General features: G+C 60.6%; 12 protein-coding genes and 1 pseudogene. 6 read left to right on the top strand and 7 right to left on the bottom strand.

What is annotated here, in order from left to right:
• Positions 1-24: 24 nt before the first annotated feature.
• From ACSSNI_RS22225 to ACSSNI_RS22215, 3 genes are read left to right on the top strand one after another with little or no spacing between them, the layout of a single operon-like run.
• Positions 25-1,944, top strand: coding sequence for an HAD-IIIC family phosphatase (locus ACSSNI_RS22225; protein WP_200639554.1), 1,920 nt, complete (start codon positions 25-27; stop codon positions 1,942-1,944).
• Positions 1,941-2,189, top strand: a complete 249-nt coding sequence (locus ACSSNI_RS22220; protein WP_019339589.1) for an acyl carrier protein — start codon at positions 1,941-1,943, stop codon at positions 2,187-2,189. Before ACSSNI_RS22225 ends, ACSSNI_RS22220 begins: the two co-directional genes overlap by 4 nt.
• Positions 2,190-2,192: 3 nt before the next feature.
• Positions 2,193-3,260 (top strand): hypothetical protein, encoded by a 1,068-nt coding sequence (locus ACSSNI_RS22215; protein WP_234484566.1) that lies wholly within the window; start codon positions 2,193-2,195, stop codon positions 3,258-3,260.
• Positions 3,261-3,331: 71 nt separating this feature from the next.
• On the opposite strand, the gene fahA is transcribed toward ACSSNI_RS22215, so the two are convergent.
• Complete coding sequence (fahA, locus tag ACSSNI_RS22210; RefSeq protein ID WP_200639553.1) at positions 3,332-4,633, bottom strand: fumarylacetoacetase; 1,302 nt, start codon at positions 4,631-4,633, stop codon at positions 3,332-3,334.
• Positions 4,634-4,649: 16 nt separating this feature from the next.
• Positions 4,650-5,954, bottom strand: a complete 1,305-nt coding sequence (gene hmgA / locus ACSSNI_RS22205) for a homogentisate 1,2-dioxygenase (RefSeq protein WP_102838227.1) — start codon at positions 5,952-5,954, stop codon at positions 4,650-4,652.
• 116 nt (positions 5,955-6,070) lie between these two features.
• On the opposite strand from hmgA, the gene ACSSNI_RS22200 reads away from it, so the two are divergent.
• Positions 6,071-6,844, top strand: coding sequence for an IclR family transcriptional regulator (locus ACSSNI_RS22200; RefSeq protein ID WP_200639552.1), 774 nt, complete (start codon positions 6,071-6,073; stop codon positions 6,842-6,844).
• Between the two features lie 171 nt (positions 6,845-7,015).
• Positions 7,016-7,153 carry a hypothetical protein gene (locus ACSSNI_RS22195; protein ID WP_418952672.1) on the top strand — a complete coding sequence of 46 codons (138 nt, stop codon included), beginning with the start codon at positions 7,016-7,018 and terminating at the stop codon, positions 7,151-7,153.
• A gap of 61 nt (positions 7,154-7,214) precedes the next feature.
• On the opposite strand, the gene ACSSNI_RS22190 is transcribed toward ACSSNI_RS22195, so the two are convergent.
• The 3 genes from ACSSNI_RS22190 to ACSSNI_RS22180 form a co-directional block, all read right to left on the bottom strand.
• The gene (locus ACSSNI_RS22190) at positions 7,215-9,176 is read right to left on the bottom strand and encodes a TonB-dependent receptor domain-containing protein (RefSeq protein ID WP_200639550.1); all 1,962 of its coding nucleotides are present in this window, start codon (positions 9,174-9,176) and stop codon (positions 7,215-7,217) included.
• 85 nt (positions 9,177-9,261) lie between these two features.
• A complete protein-coding gene (locus tag ACSSNI_RS22185) occupies positions 9,262-10,590 on the bottom strand; it encodes a HAMP domain-containing sensor histidine kinase (protein WP_234484565.1) in 1,329 nt (442 codons plus the stop codon).
• Positions 10,591-10,598: 8 nt separating this feature from the next.
• Entirely contained in the window at positions 10,599-11,294 is a 696-nt protein-coding gene (locus ACSSNI_RS22180; protein WP_102838222.1) for a response regulator transcription factor, read from the bottom strand.
• A 237-nt stretch (positions 11,295-11,531) separates the two neighbouring features.
• Here ACSSNI_RS22180 and ACSSNI_RS22175 point away from each other — a divergent pair.
• Positions 11,532-11,647, top strand: a pseudogene (locus ACSSNI_RS22175) (IclR family transcriptional regulator); the annotation flags it as partial.
• 156 nt (positions 11,648-11,803) lie between these two features.
• Here ACSSNI_RS22175 and ACSSNI_RS22170 read toward each other — a convergent pair.
• Entirely contained in the window at positions 11,804-13,339 is a 1,536-nt protein-coding gene (locus ACSSNI_RS22170; RefSeq protein WP_325166586.1) for a sensor domain-containing diguanylate cyclase, read from the bottom strand.
• 322 nt (positions 13,340-13,661) lie between these two features.
• Positions 13,662-14,864, bottom strand: a complete 1,203-nt coding sequence (locus tag ACSSNI_RS22165; RefSeq protein ID WP_200639548.1) for an HDOD domain-containing protein — start codon at positions 14,862-14,864, stop codon at positions 13,662-13,664.
• Between the last annotated feature and the right edge of the window lie 410 nt (positions 14,865-15,274).

The raw sequence follows: 15,274 nt of genomic DNA, 5'->3' as shown, positions 1-15,274 counted from the left end.
AATAACAAAGGAGTGACACGCTAAATGGATCAGCTTCTCTGGTTAGCGCAGCACCCGGATCTTGGCGCCGCCATCGGCGAGGCCAAGCGGGAAGCCGACCCGTTAATTCGCCTGGGTCTGGCCACGCAGCTCGCCAGGTACCGCCGCGACTTCACCCTCACCACCCGTTTGGACCGGCTGGCAGGCGAAGGTCTGCGAGCACTGGCAAACGCCGAAACCTCAGCCATCGGACTGCAGCCGCTGCGCATCGCCCTGCTGTCGTCGCATACCGTGGATCATCTGGTGCCGGCCATTCGCGTCGCGGGCCTGCAACGCCGGCTGGCGCTCTCGGTGCATGTCGCGCCGTATGGGATGTACCGTCAGGCCTTGTTGATGGACGATGCGGAGCTCGCCAGCTTTGCTCCGCAGCTGATCGTCCTGGCGCTGGATGCCAGAGATGCCCCCTTGCAGTTGCCACTCGAAGCCTCGCAGCAAGACGTTGATGCAGCAGTCGCCAAGCGTGTCGACGAGTTGCGCCTGCTCTGGCGCCGGGCACGTGAACGCTATGCCGTGCAGGTCGTTCAACAGACCATCGTACCCGCCGACCCGCCGATTTTCGGCTCGTTCGAAGCGCTGGTCCCAGCCTCACCCTACGCGCTGATCGAGCGCCTTAACGCCGCCATTCGTGCCGCGGCCCGTGAAGACGGTGTGCTGCTGATGGATCTGGCCTGGGAAGCGGCTCGCGGCAGCTATGGCGACGGTCTGGCCGAACCGGTGCGTTGGCACCAGGCCAAGCAACTGGTCAGCCCGAACCTGGCGCCGCTGTACGGCGACCAGCTGGCGCGCATCGCCGCAGCCAGCGCCGGCCTGTCGCGCAAGTGTCTGGTGCTGGATCTGGACAACACGCTGTGGGGCGGCGTGGTCGGCGACGATGGCGTCGAGGCCATCCATCTCGGCCAGGGCTCGCCCAGTGGCGAAGCTTTCCTCGCCTTTCAACGCTATGCCGCACAACTGGCGCGCCGCGGCATCATCCTCGCGGTGTGCAGCAAGAATGATCTGAGTGTGGCCGAGGCGGCGTTCAATCACCCGGAGATGGCGCTCAAGCGTAGTGACATCGCCGCCTTTGTCGCCAACTGGGAAGACAAGGCCGGCAACCTGCGGCGTATCGCCTCGATGCTGGACATTGGCCTCGACAGCCTAGTGTTCGTCGACGACAACCCGGCCGAACGAGACATCGTGCGGCGCGAGCTGCCGGAAGTCGCCGTACCGGAATTGCCGGACGACGTAGCCGACTACCCTGCCCGCGTTGCCGCCGCCGGCTACTTCGAAGCCGTCTCCTTTACCTCCGACGATGCCACCCGTGGGCGCAACTATGCCTTGAATGCCGAGCGCAAAGCGGCAATGAGCCAGGCCACCGACATGGAAGGCTATTTGCGCGGACTGGAGATGGTGCTGACCGCCACCCCGATCGGCGCCGCCGAGCTGGCCCGCAGCACGCAGCTGATCAACAAGACCAACCAGTTCAACCTCACCACGCGCCGCTATAGCGAGGCCGAAGTCGAGCGCATCGCCAGCAACCCGGCGGCCGTGGCACTGGCAATCCGCCTGGCTGACAAGTTCGGTGATAACGGCCTGATCAGCGTTGTCCTGGCGCGCCCGGATGCGTCCGTGGCCAGTGACGAACTGCTGATCGACAGCTGGCTGATGAGCTGCCGCGTGCTGGGTCGTCAGGTCGAAGACGCCGTGCTCGACGTGCTGGCTGCCGCGGCCACCGCTGCCGGCTATCGCGCATTAATCGGTGAGTACCGCCCGACCGAACGTAACGGCATGGTCGCGGAGCATTTCCCCCGGCTGGGCTTCGTTCAGCATCCGGCGCTTTCCGACAGCGAGCCAGACGCAACCTTCTGGCGTTACGAACTCAACGCCCCCCGCACACCCCGCCATTTCATCGAGGTATTGGCATGACCGAAGCAGAAGTACTCAAGCAGCTCACCCCGGTTTTCCACGATGTGTTCGACGACGACAGCATTGTGCTTTCCCCGGAAATGACCGCCAACGATATCGAGGGCTGGGACAGTCAGACCCACGTCATGCTCACGGTTGCGGCCGAACAGCGCTTCGGCATCAAGTTTCGGACGGCGGAGCTGGAGTCGCTGCGCAACGTCGGTCATTTCGCACAGGTCATCAGCGCTAAGCTGGAGGGAAAATAAATCATGATCCAGACAGCAGATGTCCCCAAGGACGGGAGCCATGCCGAGCAGGATGCAGGCACCACGGCCCGCGCGCCGGGCCGGGTGCGTTCGCGGTATCTGCTGTCGCTGTTTGCCGGGCTGTTCGGTGCGCTGGCGATGTTCTGCCTGACGTTGTTGGCGCTGGATCGGACCGGCAACCTGCCGCCTCCCGCGTTCTCCAACATTTCCTGCGCCGACGAAAAGCTCAACTTCATGCGCGACAACCCGATTCAGTCGCCGAATCTGCTGATCATCGGCTCCTCCGTGGCCTGGCGCCATGTGGACGGCAACGTCCTGACCGAGGCATTACCAGAGGTGCGACCGATGAACGGCGCATTCTGTGGGCTATTCGCCAACCAGTCGACCTATGTGGGGCACTGGCTGCTCGACCGCCAGCCGAGCATCCAGAGCGTGGTGATGATTGCCGACCCACAGGATTTCGCCGGTTGCTGGCGCGTACCTACCGCAGTGTTCAACCGTGAGCACGTCGACCCTTACGTCTACGAAAACGCCTCACCCTGGGGGCACTACATGCGTTACTTCTCGCCGAAGTCGTTGGCGCGCAACGCCTTGACGGTAAAAGCGCAGCGCGCGGGCGAGATTGAATGGGACCCGCTGGTGTTCAATCGCTTCGGCGACGGCCCGCTGGACACCCGCAATACTCGCGAGCTGCTCTATGGCCGCCCGGACCCGCTCGACTCCAATTGTTTCGACGCACTGCGAGGGATGAGCGCGCGCCTGGCCGAAGAAGGCCGTGAGCTGATGGTTGTCTCCACGCCGCTGCATCCAAAGTGGAAGGAAAAATACGATCCGGACGGCACCTTCATGGCCGACTTCGACAAGCGAATCATGGACACCCTCAGCGCCACCGGTGGGACCTACTGGAACGCCGACAAGGACTGGAGCACGCCGGTCACCTCCTTTGTCGACGCGGTTCACATGCGCTGGTCCGTTGTCCATGACTTCACAGCAGCCCTGGCCGAACAAATGCGTGACACGGCAATCGCGCCTATGCCGTCACCGTCCCTGGAAACCGCCAAGGTACCCTGATTGCGGTTATAGAAATACAAAAGCCCGGGCTGTCTGAACATGCCCGGGCTTTTTGCGCACTGCTCTCAGTATCAGGCCGGCATCACCCGCCCGCGACACTCGCCAAAACCGATAGACGACTGCTCATCCCGGCGGCACCGCGCCTTGAGAATGATCTCGTCACCGTCTTCCAGGAAGGTGCGGGTTTCGCCACTGGACAGTTCCAACGGCTGCTTGCCGCCCGCAGTGATCTCCAGCAGGCTGCCAAGGCTTTCAGGGCTGCTACCGGACAAGGTGCCGGAGCCAAACAGATCGCCAGGCTGCAGGCTGCAGCCGTTGACACTGTGGTGCGCGACCATCTGCGCCACGGTCCAGTACATGTTCTTCGTGCTGCTCAAGGCGATGCGCTGCGCAGGCTGACCCTTGTCGCGCATGGCCGCAGTCAGCAGCAACACTTCAAGTTCGATATCAAGCGCCCCCTGCTGCTGATCCTGCTCATCGAATAGATAAGGCAACGGCTGCGGATCGCCTTCGGCACGCTTGGGTTGCGCGCAACGGAATGGCTCAAGTGCTTCAGGCGTCACCACCCATGGCGAGACGCTGGTGGCGAAGCTCTTCGAGAGGAACGGGCCCAATGGCTGGTATTCCCAGGCTTGCAGATCACGTGCAGACCAGTCGTTGAGCAGGCAGAAACCGGCGACATGGCTGCTTGCTTCACCGATCGGGATCGACTCACCACGCGCGTTGCCTGGCCCGATCCAGATGCCCAGTTCCAGCTCGTGATCGAGCCGCTTGCTGGGCCCGAAGCTCGGCTCGCTGGCACCCGGCGGCAGGGTCTGGCCATTGGGGCGTTTGACCGTCGCACCGGACACATCAATAGTCGAAGCGCGGCCGTGATAACCGATGGGCACGTACTTGTAGTTTGGCAGCAAGGGGTTGTCCGGCCGGAACAGCTTGCCGACGTTGTTGGCGTGGTGGATACCGACATAGAAGTCGGTGTAGTCGCCCACCTTGGCTGGCAGATGCATCTGGCAGCGCTCCATGGGTTGCAGCAATGATTCGCCCATGCCCTGCAGCCGCTCACGCTGAGCAGCGCCCTCGCCGAGCAGATCCTGCAGCGCGCCGCGCAGCGCTTGGCGCGCTGGGGCTCCAAGCGCAAAGAAGCTATTGAGGCTGCTGCCGCTGGCCGCCTTTGCCGCTTCCAGCGCTGGACCATCGAACAGGCCGGCTTCGCAGGCAGCCCTCAGATCAAAGATGAAATCACCAATGGCGACGCCGCCGCGTGGCTGGTCGCCGTCACGGCTGAACACGCCCAGCGGCAGGTTGGCGAGGGAGAAGTCCGAATGGCCATTGGCCGACTCGACCCAGCTGCGTTGATCGTTTTGTACGGTCATGGTCTGTGCCGTCCTGTCATTTCTGGTTCTTGTCGAAAGTTTTGGCCAGGCCGGCCCAGCAGCTGTCGTACTCAGTCTGCAGCAGAGAGCTTTCCAGCGCCTGGCGTGTGGGGCGAAGCACCTGGCCGGTCTCGAACATGAAGGCCATGGTGTTTTCGATCTTGCGCGGTTTGAGTTCGGTCTTGATCGCCTGCTCGGTCGACAGGTGGTCCGGGCCGTGCGCGCTCATGCAGTTGTGCAACGAGGCGCCACTCGGCAAGAAGCCGTCAGCCTTGGCGTCGTAGGCGCCATCGATCAGGCCCATGAACTCGTTCATCAGGTTGCGGTGGAACCACGGCGGACGGAAGGTGTTCTCCGCCACCATCCAGCGCGGCGGGAAAATCACGAAATCGATATTGGCCATCCCGTGAACCGCGCTGGGTGAGGTCAGCACGGTGAAGATCGACGGATCGGGATGATCGAAGCTGACAGTGCCGATGGTGTTGAAGCGGCGCAGGTCATACTTGTACGGCACGTTGTTGCCATGCCAGGCGACCACATCCAATGGTGAGTGATCCAGTTCAGTCGACCAGAGCTCGCCGAGAAACTTCTGTACCAGCTGCACCGGCTCGTCGCGCTCTTCGAAGTGCGCCACCGGCGTCAGGAAGTCGCGCGGGTTAGCCAGGCCATTGCTGCCAATCGGTCCGAGCTCCGGCAGGCGCAGCGCACATCCGTGGTTCTCGCAGACATAGCCACGCGCAGTGGAGTCCAGCAGCTCGACCCGAAAGCGCATGCCGCGCGGGATCACCGCGATCTCAAGCGGTGCAACCTCCAGCACGCCCAGTTCGGTAACCAGTTTCAGCGCACCCAGCTGCGGCACTATCAAGAGCTCGCCGTCGGCGTTGAAGAACACTCGTTCCATCGACTGATTGGCTGCGTAGCGGTAGATGCTCGCCCCGGCAGGCTGACTGGGCTCGGCGTTGGCGACTACGCACGTCAGCCCGTCGAGAAAATCAGTCGCGCTTTCCGGAAAGGGTTCAGGATTCCAACGCAGTCGGTTGGGTGTGATCGGCCCCAACTCGCTGTTCAGCTGCCGCTCCAGGCGCTGGTATTGCCCGTGATTGGCCGAGGGCCGAATGCGGTATAGCCAGGTCCTCCTTGCTTCGCTGCGTGCCACGGTAAAAGCAGTGCCGGAGAGCAACTCGGTATACAGGCCGTAGGGCACCGTCTGCGGCGAATTCTGGCCGACCGGCAGTGCGCCCGGCAGGGCCTCGCTGCTGAATTCGTTGCCGAAGCCGGACAGGTATCGAGAGGTTTCGCCCATTTGTTGTTGTGGTTGCATAGCCGTCTCTCATTTTGCGTAATGCGTTTACGCAAAAAGTAATTTGAACTCACTGGGGCGTCAAGCTATAAACAGCGCCTTATTCAAGCAGGCCGGCACAACGGGCATTGGAAACCATGGCAGACAGCAACGCGGACACGACGCCACGTCGACAGAAAGTGCAGGCCGCTGAGGTAGGCACGGATATCCTCACGGCGCTTGCCGAATTGGCCCCGGCGACCTCCTTGTCGCGCCTGGCCGACCACGTCGGCATGCCCGCCAGCAAGGTCCATCGTTATTTGCAGGCACTGATGGCCAGCGGTTTCGCCGAACAGGATCCGCTGACCAACCACTACGGGCTGGGCCGCGCCGCGCTGTTCGTAGGGCTGGCCGCTTTGGGCCGACTGGACGTGGTCAAACTGGCGACGCCGCATCTGGCGCAGCTGCGCGACGAACTCAACGAAACCTGCTTTCTGGCGGTATGGGGCAACCGCGGCCCGGCCGTCGTGCATGTCGAGCAGGCGGTGCGTGCCGTGACGCTGGTGACGCAGGTGGGCTCGGTGCTACCCCTGCTGGGCTCCTCCACCGGGCTCGTGTTCAACGCGTTCATGCCCAATGCCGAAACCGCACAACTGCGCGAAGCGGAACTAAAGCTTCCCTCGGCCCCCACTCCTGATGCGCTGCTGCACACCATGAGCGAACTGCAACGCACCCACATCCAGCCTGTGCACGGTCTGTTGATGGCCGGCGTTAACGCACTCTCAGCGCCGCTGTTCAGTGGCGATCAGCGATTGGCAGGTGTCATCACCATTGTCGGCGGCGAGCCTGGCTTCATGGCTGAAGCGGACGGCGACGCGGCGAAGCGGCTGCGGGAAGTTGCACGCAAGATCAGCGCGCGGATGGGCGGCTAGCGGTCCACGCCATTGAAATTCCGAAGCGGCTGATTACTGCGTCAATGATGCAAATTGACGGGTAGCGGACTGAGGACTAGCGTTCGTCTGTCTTTTCCAGACCCCGGAGGCATCATGGATATCCAAGTCCGACCGCTTACGTCATTCGAAGGCAGCAGCTGGGAGGTTCGCATGAACCGAAACAAAGTGACGTTTCGCAATGAGTCCGAGGCGCGAGTATTCGTCCAGAAACTTGAGTCGCGGTTGTCGGCGCCTCATCAGCTACCCGATCCTGCAATCGACCACCCGCTCCACCGCCGAGCCGGCTGATCGCATCAAAGGTTGCCGGCACCTGATGCCGGCAACTCTCCCTTCTTCGTTTTAACCCTTCTCAGATACGCAGCGCGACTCCCAGTCGCAGTTCACGGCCTGGCTCGTAACTGCCTCGAACACCTTCATAACCCGGGATATTCTCGAAGTCTTCGTTGCTGGCGTGGTCCAGGTACTGTTTGTCGAACAGGTTCTTTAGCGTCAGGTTGAAGACGAGCCGGTCGTCGCTCAACGCCGCCCACTGAGCATAGAGATCGTGCACACCGTAACCGGCCTTATCAACGGTGCCTACGCCCGTACGCAACGAATCGACAGCGGTAACAAAGCGGCCCTGCCAGCCGAAACTCAACCTGTCCGTCGCGCGGTAATCGGCGAAACCGGTCCAGGTGTCGTCCAGTGTCGTGCCCAGTCCATTGTGCTCGTAGACATTCAGCGGCTCACCCTCCAGCTCGGTATCGTTGTGGTGGTAGCTCAGCCCGACGCTCAGCTGCTGCCAGTAGTAGGCGCTCTGCAGCAGCACACCCTGAGACTCTAGCGTCCCGCCATTGACGTAAAGGTTGGGACGGCCGCTCGGATCGTAGATCGCATCACGCACGCGGGTGTCATAGACCCGCCCGGACAGCTCCAGCCCGCCCTGGCGATATTCGAATCCGACCTCATTGGTGCGAGCCTTTTCGGCGTCCAGATCCGGATCGTTGCCAGAGGCGTCGAGCTTGAACGCATCGCGTACCTGCACCCCACGTAACGCCTGCGCATGGCTGGCAAGCAGGGCCAGTTCCGGAGTCAGCTGATAACGAAGGCCCACGTTGGGGCTGAAGCCGGCGTCCGAAAAATTCTGGCCGTCGCGGTCGTCGAGGCGGTAGCGGTCGTAGCGCACGCCCATGCCGAGCAGCAGCTTCTCGGTAGCCTGATAGCTGTCCTGTAGATAGAAGCCCAGCACATCGCCGGTTTCCTCATCCAGATCTCGGTCACCCTCCGGCCCCAGCCGAGTCCGGTCATCTCGGTAGTCGACCCCGTAGGTCAAACGATGGGCGTCCAGCTCGCTGGTGTTGCGCAGCTCCAGACCGGCGCTGGTGGTGTCACCGATGTACAACCCATAGCGGCCGTCTTGCTGGAGCTCAGTAGAGGTATGGTAGGTCGTCACCTCGACATCGAGCAGGTCGTTGTTCTGCGGGTTCCAGCCGTAATTCAACGTCAGGGTTTCGCGCTCCGTCTCCAGCGGAAACAGAGGATTGAAGTCGCTTGGAATCCACTGAGGACGCTGGCTGCGTTCGCCTTCATCGGTACGTTGCTCATAGGACAGGCGCAACGTCTGCTCATCCGTGAGTCGCCCTACCAGTTTGGCGAACCCCAGCTTCTGGCGCGCTCCGGTACCAAGCACATCCTGACCATTGCCGTCCTCATAGTCGTTCTGGTCCTGGTAGGTTGCGACCGCCATGGCAGACCATGCATCGTTGAACCGACCGAACAGGCTGGTGCTGGTCTTGTAGCCTTCGGCATTGCTGAAGTAGGTCCCTTTGACTAACGCACCGACGCGCTCCCCCGCACGTAGCAGGTCGTCCGGGTCTTTGGTCACGAAACGGATCGAGCCGCCCAGGGCGCCCGGCCCTGCCGTTGCGTCGCCGGTGCCGGGCTGGACCTCGGCACGTTTGAGCAGCTCCGGCTCTATTCCAATACGACCGGTATGGTGGAAGGTCTGGCCCGGCTGGTTGGCGCCGTCGATGGAGATGTTCAACAGCGTATCTTCAAGACCCCGCAGGTAAAGCTTTTGAGCCACACCGGGGCCGCCAGCGACAGACACCTCGGGGCTGGCCTCGAATACATCCTGTAGGTCAGCCGCTTGATAATGCTCTAGCTGTTCGGCTTCGACGCTGTCGCCTTGTATGTGGTGTGCAGTTACCTCGCTGCCGCTCAGCTCCAACGGCTCCTTGGTCTGCGCTTGTGCCTGGCAGGGCATGGCGACCATCAGCGCAGCAAACGACAGCGAACCGAGAAGCGATAGCGGGATAGGACAGTGTTGCATGAAGAACCTCGGACCATTAATGCGAACGTTTCGTATTAACGATTCTCACCCACAATACCGTCAGCGCGTATCACTTTTACAACTGTTACGTTGTGTCCCCGGTGCAAGGCAACCAAATCGTCATGCACAAACCGCCGTGCTCGTGGTTTGTCGCAGCCAGACGCCCGCCAATCGCACCAATCTGTCGTTCGGCCAAAGCCAGCCCAAGACCAAAACCTGGGCGGTCACCGCTGACGCGCTCGAACGGCTGAAAAATACGCTCAAGCCACTGCGGTGGTACGCCCGGCCCCTGATCAATGATGTCCAGCCGATAGCTTTCGGCTTCGGCCTGAAGTTGAACCCAGACTTTTTTGCCCGACGGCGTGTGATCGAGTGCGTTACGCACGATGTTCTCGACCGCTTGGCCAAGCGCGCGGTGGCAGCTGCCAACCAGCTCTGCTTCGGCGGGTAGCTGCGTTTCGATTTGGCGATCCGGATATTCGAAGCGTGCATCGTCGAGAATGCTGTCCAGCAAGTCCGTCAGATCCAGCGTTTCGTCACGCAGCATTGGCCGCTCCGTCTCTAGCCAACTGAGGGTCAGTGCATCCTCGACCAAACGACGCATTGCCGAACAATCCTGGCGAATGCGGGGCAGCAATGCAGCACTGTCGCCGCCATGCTCCGCCAAACTGACCGCCATCTCGATGCGTGCCAGCGGCGTTCTAAGCTCATGGGACATTTCAGCCAGTCGCTGGCGCTGATCAATGATCAAACCGCCGATGCGTTCAGCCATGGCGTCGAAGGTTTCGGCCACCCCAGCCAATTCATCGCGCCGCGAGCCCAACAGCGCTCCCGCACGGGCTGAGTAGTCTCCTTCGCTGAACTGGCGGGTCGCCTGCTCCAGCCTTCTCAGTGGCTGCATCAGGTGGCGATATAGCAACAAGCAACCGCAGACCAACAACACCAGCGGCAACACCAGCTCAAGTAACAGCCGAGCCGGATACCAGTAATGCCCCGGACGCATGCGCTGCGGCAGCTGGATCAGGAAGCGCAGCTGCCCATCGGCGAACGGCACATCCATGATCGGGTTTTCCTGAAAGTAGAGATGAATCTTCCAGGACGGATCCCTCCCAAGGCTGAACTCCCGCATGAAGCGCTCGGACAGTTCACTACCGGCAAGCGCACGTAACTGGGGATCGATGATCGCCGCCCAGGTTTGCTCTTGCTGCTGAAGCCGCTGCAACCATTGCTGCAGCGCCTTTTCATCGCCGGCGCGGTACAAGGCCTCAGCCTGCGCGCCGTACTCACGCAAAGTGCGCTGGTGCTCGGCATCGATGAAGCTCATCTGCTCCTCTGCCTGACCGCTCAGACGCGCGATGACCCAGAACAGCGCCACACTCCCCAGGGCGACGCCAAGGCATAGTTTCCAGAACAATCGCCGGTTCATTGGAAGCTATAACCGCGGCCGTGGAGCGTCTGCAGGCGATCAGCGGCCAGCCCGGCCTCGGCCAGTCGGCGGCGGATGCGGCTGATGTGCATGTCGAGGCTGCGGTCGTAGCCGCTGTGCTCGCGCTCGAACACGACCCGGTACAAGTACGGTTTGGTCAGCACTTCGCCGCGTTGCAACATCAGTTGCCAGAGCAGCCGGAACTGCAAGGGCGTTAGCGCCAGGTCCTGCTCTCCGACGCGGGCGCGTAGCGTGTGTCTGTCCAACGCCAGCGTTTCGATATTCAACGAAGGGGGCTGGACTGCCCTGCTATCGGCGCTGCGTGTGCGCCGCAATATGGCATCGATGCGCAGCTGCAATTCCGTCAGGTTGAAGGGTTTGGCAAGGTAGTCATCCGCGCCGTGACGCAAGCCTCGGATACGTTCCTCCTCGGCACCACACGCGGTCAGCATGATCACCGGAGTTTGTTGCTGCTCGCGCAAGCGACGCAATACCGAAAAGCCGCTCACGTCCGGCAACATTACGTCCAGCAGAACCAGGTCCGGCGCGCTAGCCAGTGCCATCGCCAGACCACTCTCGCCCAACGGGCTCAACCGCACCGCGTACCCCTGCAGGCGAAGCAACTCTCCCAACTGCGCGCTCAGTACCTGATCGTCCTCGATGACCAATAGTTCAGCCAGATACGCCCCCATCTCGACTCCCTGTCGGGTGAGCTCACCCATGCCAGAAGATAATAATTCTCATATAGCCTAAGGGAAGAAGCTTGGCCGGGCTATATGACGCGTGCAGAACGAGAGAAAAGATGGGGCGCGCTGGGATTTTTTGTTTTGCCGAGCCGCCCCCTGCAGACGCGTAGCCATGGCGGTCAGGGTCGAACACCGATGTACCCGCCACGTGATAGAAAACACTAAAAGCCGGACGGTTCGTATCACTACGGTCTGGGCTAAGCCGCGCTGTTCGTAGGGCTGGCCGCTTTGGGCCGATTGAAGTGGTGAAACTGGCGACGCTGCATCTGGCGCAGCTGCGCGACGAACTCAACGAAACTTGATTTCTGGCTAAAGCAAAGCGGCTAGGGGAAGTTACACGCCAGATTTAGCGCGCAGATGGGTGCACCAAGCGTTGGCGATAGGTCAGACCGCACCGTCAGGGCACGTTTACCGGTACAACCATAACGGCCCAGCGAAGCGCGTACCGAGCAACTCTAGACTGTTGCTGGTCCTGCGGTCTCAGGTTGAGGTGGAGAACCTTCGGCAGCAGGCGCGAAACAGACTCGATTCCGGCCAGTCTGCTTCGCGGTGTAGAGAGCATCGTCTGCACGGATAACGAGACGACTTGAGTCCTCTCCCGCCGACTCGGCGCACGCAACGCCTGCGCTGATCGTGATCTGCACCGGGCCCCGTTCTGTTGAAATGACAGCATTCTCAACAGCCAGGCGCAGTTTCTCTGCGACGAGCAGCGCGCCCTCCTTGTCTGTCTGAGGAAGAATCAAACCGAACTCCTCACCGCCAAGCCTCCCGAACACATCATGTGCGCGCAGAACAGCGCTACACCGTGCCGACAGTTCTCGCAGGACGACGTCGCCAATCGGATGCCCGTACGTATCGTTCACTCGTTTGAAAAAATCGATATCAAGCAGCACCAGGCTGAGCGGCGCGTTGTGGCGCAACGCACGGCCTAGCTCATTTTCCAACGTCTCGAGAAAGTCACGCCGGCTTCGTGCGCCAGTCAGAAGGTCAATGTTGACGATCTGCCGCAACGAGTCATGCGCTCGCTTGAGGGCCGCTGTGCTTTTCAGATGCCGCCGTGTTGCGAAGTACAGATATGAAGCAAAGGCCAGTAATAAAGCCGAGATGGCAGCAGCACAAAAAATCAGGAACTGACGACGCTCACGAGAAGCTGACAGGTATTCGGCGGGTGACAGCTGAACGACAACAATCAGTCCAACATCCTCCAGACGGCGGTATGCGGTCAGGCGAGTAATCTGGTCAATGGCGCTCGGTCCCCGATAGAAGCCTTCGTCAGGTTTAGTGCTATCGAAATAGGGGCGATCCTCAGGCACCACCATCCCGTCCAGGCGCGCATCCAGGTTAATCGAAGAGGCGGCTGCGCGTGGCACCCGGTCCAGACCGACCAAAGCGATCAGACCATGCTGTCCGATGTTGATCTGTTTGTAGAAATCAGTGAAGAAGGCGACCGGAATCGAAAGAACGAGCACACCGGTAAACTCTCCGTCCCTGATGACCGGTCTGGTCAATTGTATGGACCAGATTCCCGACACGCGGCCGAGGATGGGTTTACTCACAAACAGCTGGTCTTGCCCAAGATTGTCTCGGTGCACGCGGAAATGTTCGCGATCGCTCAGGTCGACTTTTTTGGCTAGCGAGTCCAGAGACGTGCCAACCAACCATCCTTCTGCATCTATCAGTGCGAGCTGGCCGACTAGGGCGCCGTACCGTGGAAGTTTTGTTTTGGCTAACGTCTGAAACGCGTCAGGGTCCTCTACCAGCTCTTCACGCATGTCCTGTATCAAGGCGTCGGCGTATCGGACGACGCTGTGCACATGCTCTTCAAAGGCTATCGCCAGGTTCATCGCATCGTTGCGCGCGGCTTTCTCTACCAACTCATTTTCATGTTTGAGCCACGCGTTAAGAATGACCCACATGGGTATCAGCGTTGCCAGTAACGCAACGATAACCACGAGCCCGGCTTTGGCCTCGATAGAGCAATGTCGCAACAATTTTCAGTCTCCAGAACGGCGCCTATACAGTCAGGCAAGTACGCGTCCATCCAGACAGCGAAACCCCTGTGGGCTATCGAATGACAGCACCATAGAGCCGTAGAGTCAAAATGCTATCACTCTTGGTCAAACCGTCAAAAAACATTTTAGGGATGACGGCGCACGGCTAGCAGAAGGAATACAGGCCGGTACTGGCCCGCTAGCGTCGAGGCTACGTCTGCCTACGCTCGGCCGGAATACTGCAGCCTTATTCCAGGTTCATTTAACGCTTGCCGAGTTGCACACGCCCAAAGCAAAGGAGGCGATGGATCAGACTTCGCGCTCAGGCTCGTTCGCGCGGCGCTCGCTCAAGGATCGCTTCATCAAGTCGAAGCAGTCGAACCGCCCGGTCTTGCAGTAGCTCGTCAATGGGACTGGACGGTGGTAAGCGCAGCAATGAGCCGGTCACATTGAGAACCAGCGCTTCTCGGGTGAAGACCTCCGCGCCCAGGGAATAGAACGCGGCGATTAGCTGGCGTAACCGCAACGGTATTCTCCACTGCGCCCGCAGGGCTGATCCAAAGCTGGCGGAGCGTTCGCGCAAGGCACAGAGGATTTCGTCCTCCGTCAGTTCACCACCGCTATCTAACCACTCCTGCAGACTTCTGAGCAGAGCAAGCTCGCCGATGTTATGCAGCAGTCCTGCGGTGTAGGAGATCTCTGTGTCGAGCTTGAGTTTGCCTGCCAGCCAGTGAGCAAGCTCTGCGGCGCGCTGGGCATAATCGGTGCTAGAAGCCGCCAGATGCTTCAAGCGAGGATCCGACAAGGTGGCATTATTCTGAACCGCAAGCTGCAAGGTTAGATTCAATGCTCGCTTCACACCTAGGCGCGGCAAAGCCTGGCCAAGCGTCTTGCACACGGCACCGCTGTGCTGCCCAGCACTATTGGCAATGGATACCAGGCGAGCCGTAATTTGAGGATCTGACGATAGCTTCGATTCCAGCACCGCAAGGTCCCAGTCTTCCGTTTGCATGCAGGCTGCGACAGCAACCTGCACCGACTCCATAACTGGCGCACCGGCGTTGTTCGAGCGCATCCGTTCTAGAAAGTCGCTTAGCGTCCCGGTTGCGCTAGCGGCCGGTGTGCTGACTGTACGGGGACCGGGCAAGAGTGAGTTCAGGCGAACCCGCAAGTCGCACAAGCTATAAGGCTTTTTCAAATAGGCCTTCGGCGACAACGGACGCACGGCACGAACACTTGCGCCGTCCACCCGATCGCTGATGACTATGGCGGGCAACAGCCGCGTCGCCTGGTGATTGCGCAGCTCGTGCAATAGATTTCGGGCATCCAATTGCGCCAGCTCACCGTCAGCTATCAAAAAGCTCGGCGGTTGCTTGCGGCAGACCCGGAGTGCCGCCTGACCATCATTGACCTGAACAGTGCGGATTCCTGGACGCAGTGCTGCGACCAGGCGGGCAAGCTCGTCAGCGCGCCAGGGCTCGTTATAGGCAATCAATACGTAGGAGACACTCACTGGGACGCTCACACTACCGCTCCGTTGACAATGACCAGTCGGCACGCATGAGCGCTAGCCAAGCGGCCAGCGCCGGCCGCGGCTTTTTCCAATATTGCTGAAACATGCGCTCGGTGGCGCCAACGACGCCACCTACGACGCCAGCATAAGGCTATGAATTACAGAGTATTTGACGGGGGACAACCCGCATTGACATCGGCGGCTTTTCAGAGCCTCTGCTGATGAGTCACTCTTCCCCAATAGCTCGATTGACATCAGCAGAGCACTGGCCACAAACGTTCCGAAAACGACTCGGACCGCCTTCACCTGCCGCGTTTACGAAGCAGTGCCAGGACGAAGAGTTGGCCTAGCAGCCTGTCGGACTTGAATTCATAAATGGACAGAGCGCGACAAAGACAAAGCGAATTGCCCACTATTTGAGC

The organism is Stutzerimonas tianxiuensis (assembly GCF_053470365.1).
The sequence above is the reverse complement of the archived record's forward strand: the minus strand, read 5'-3'. Positions and strand labels throughout refer to the sequence as shown.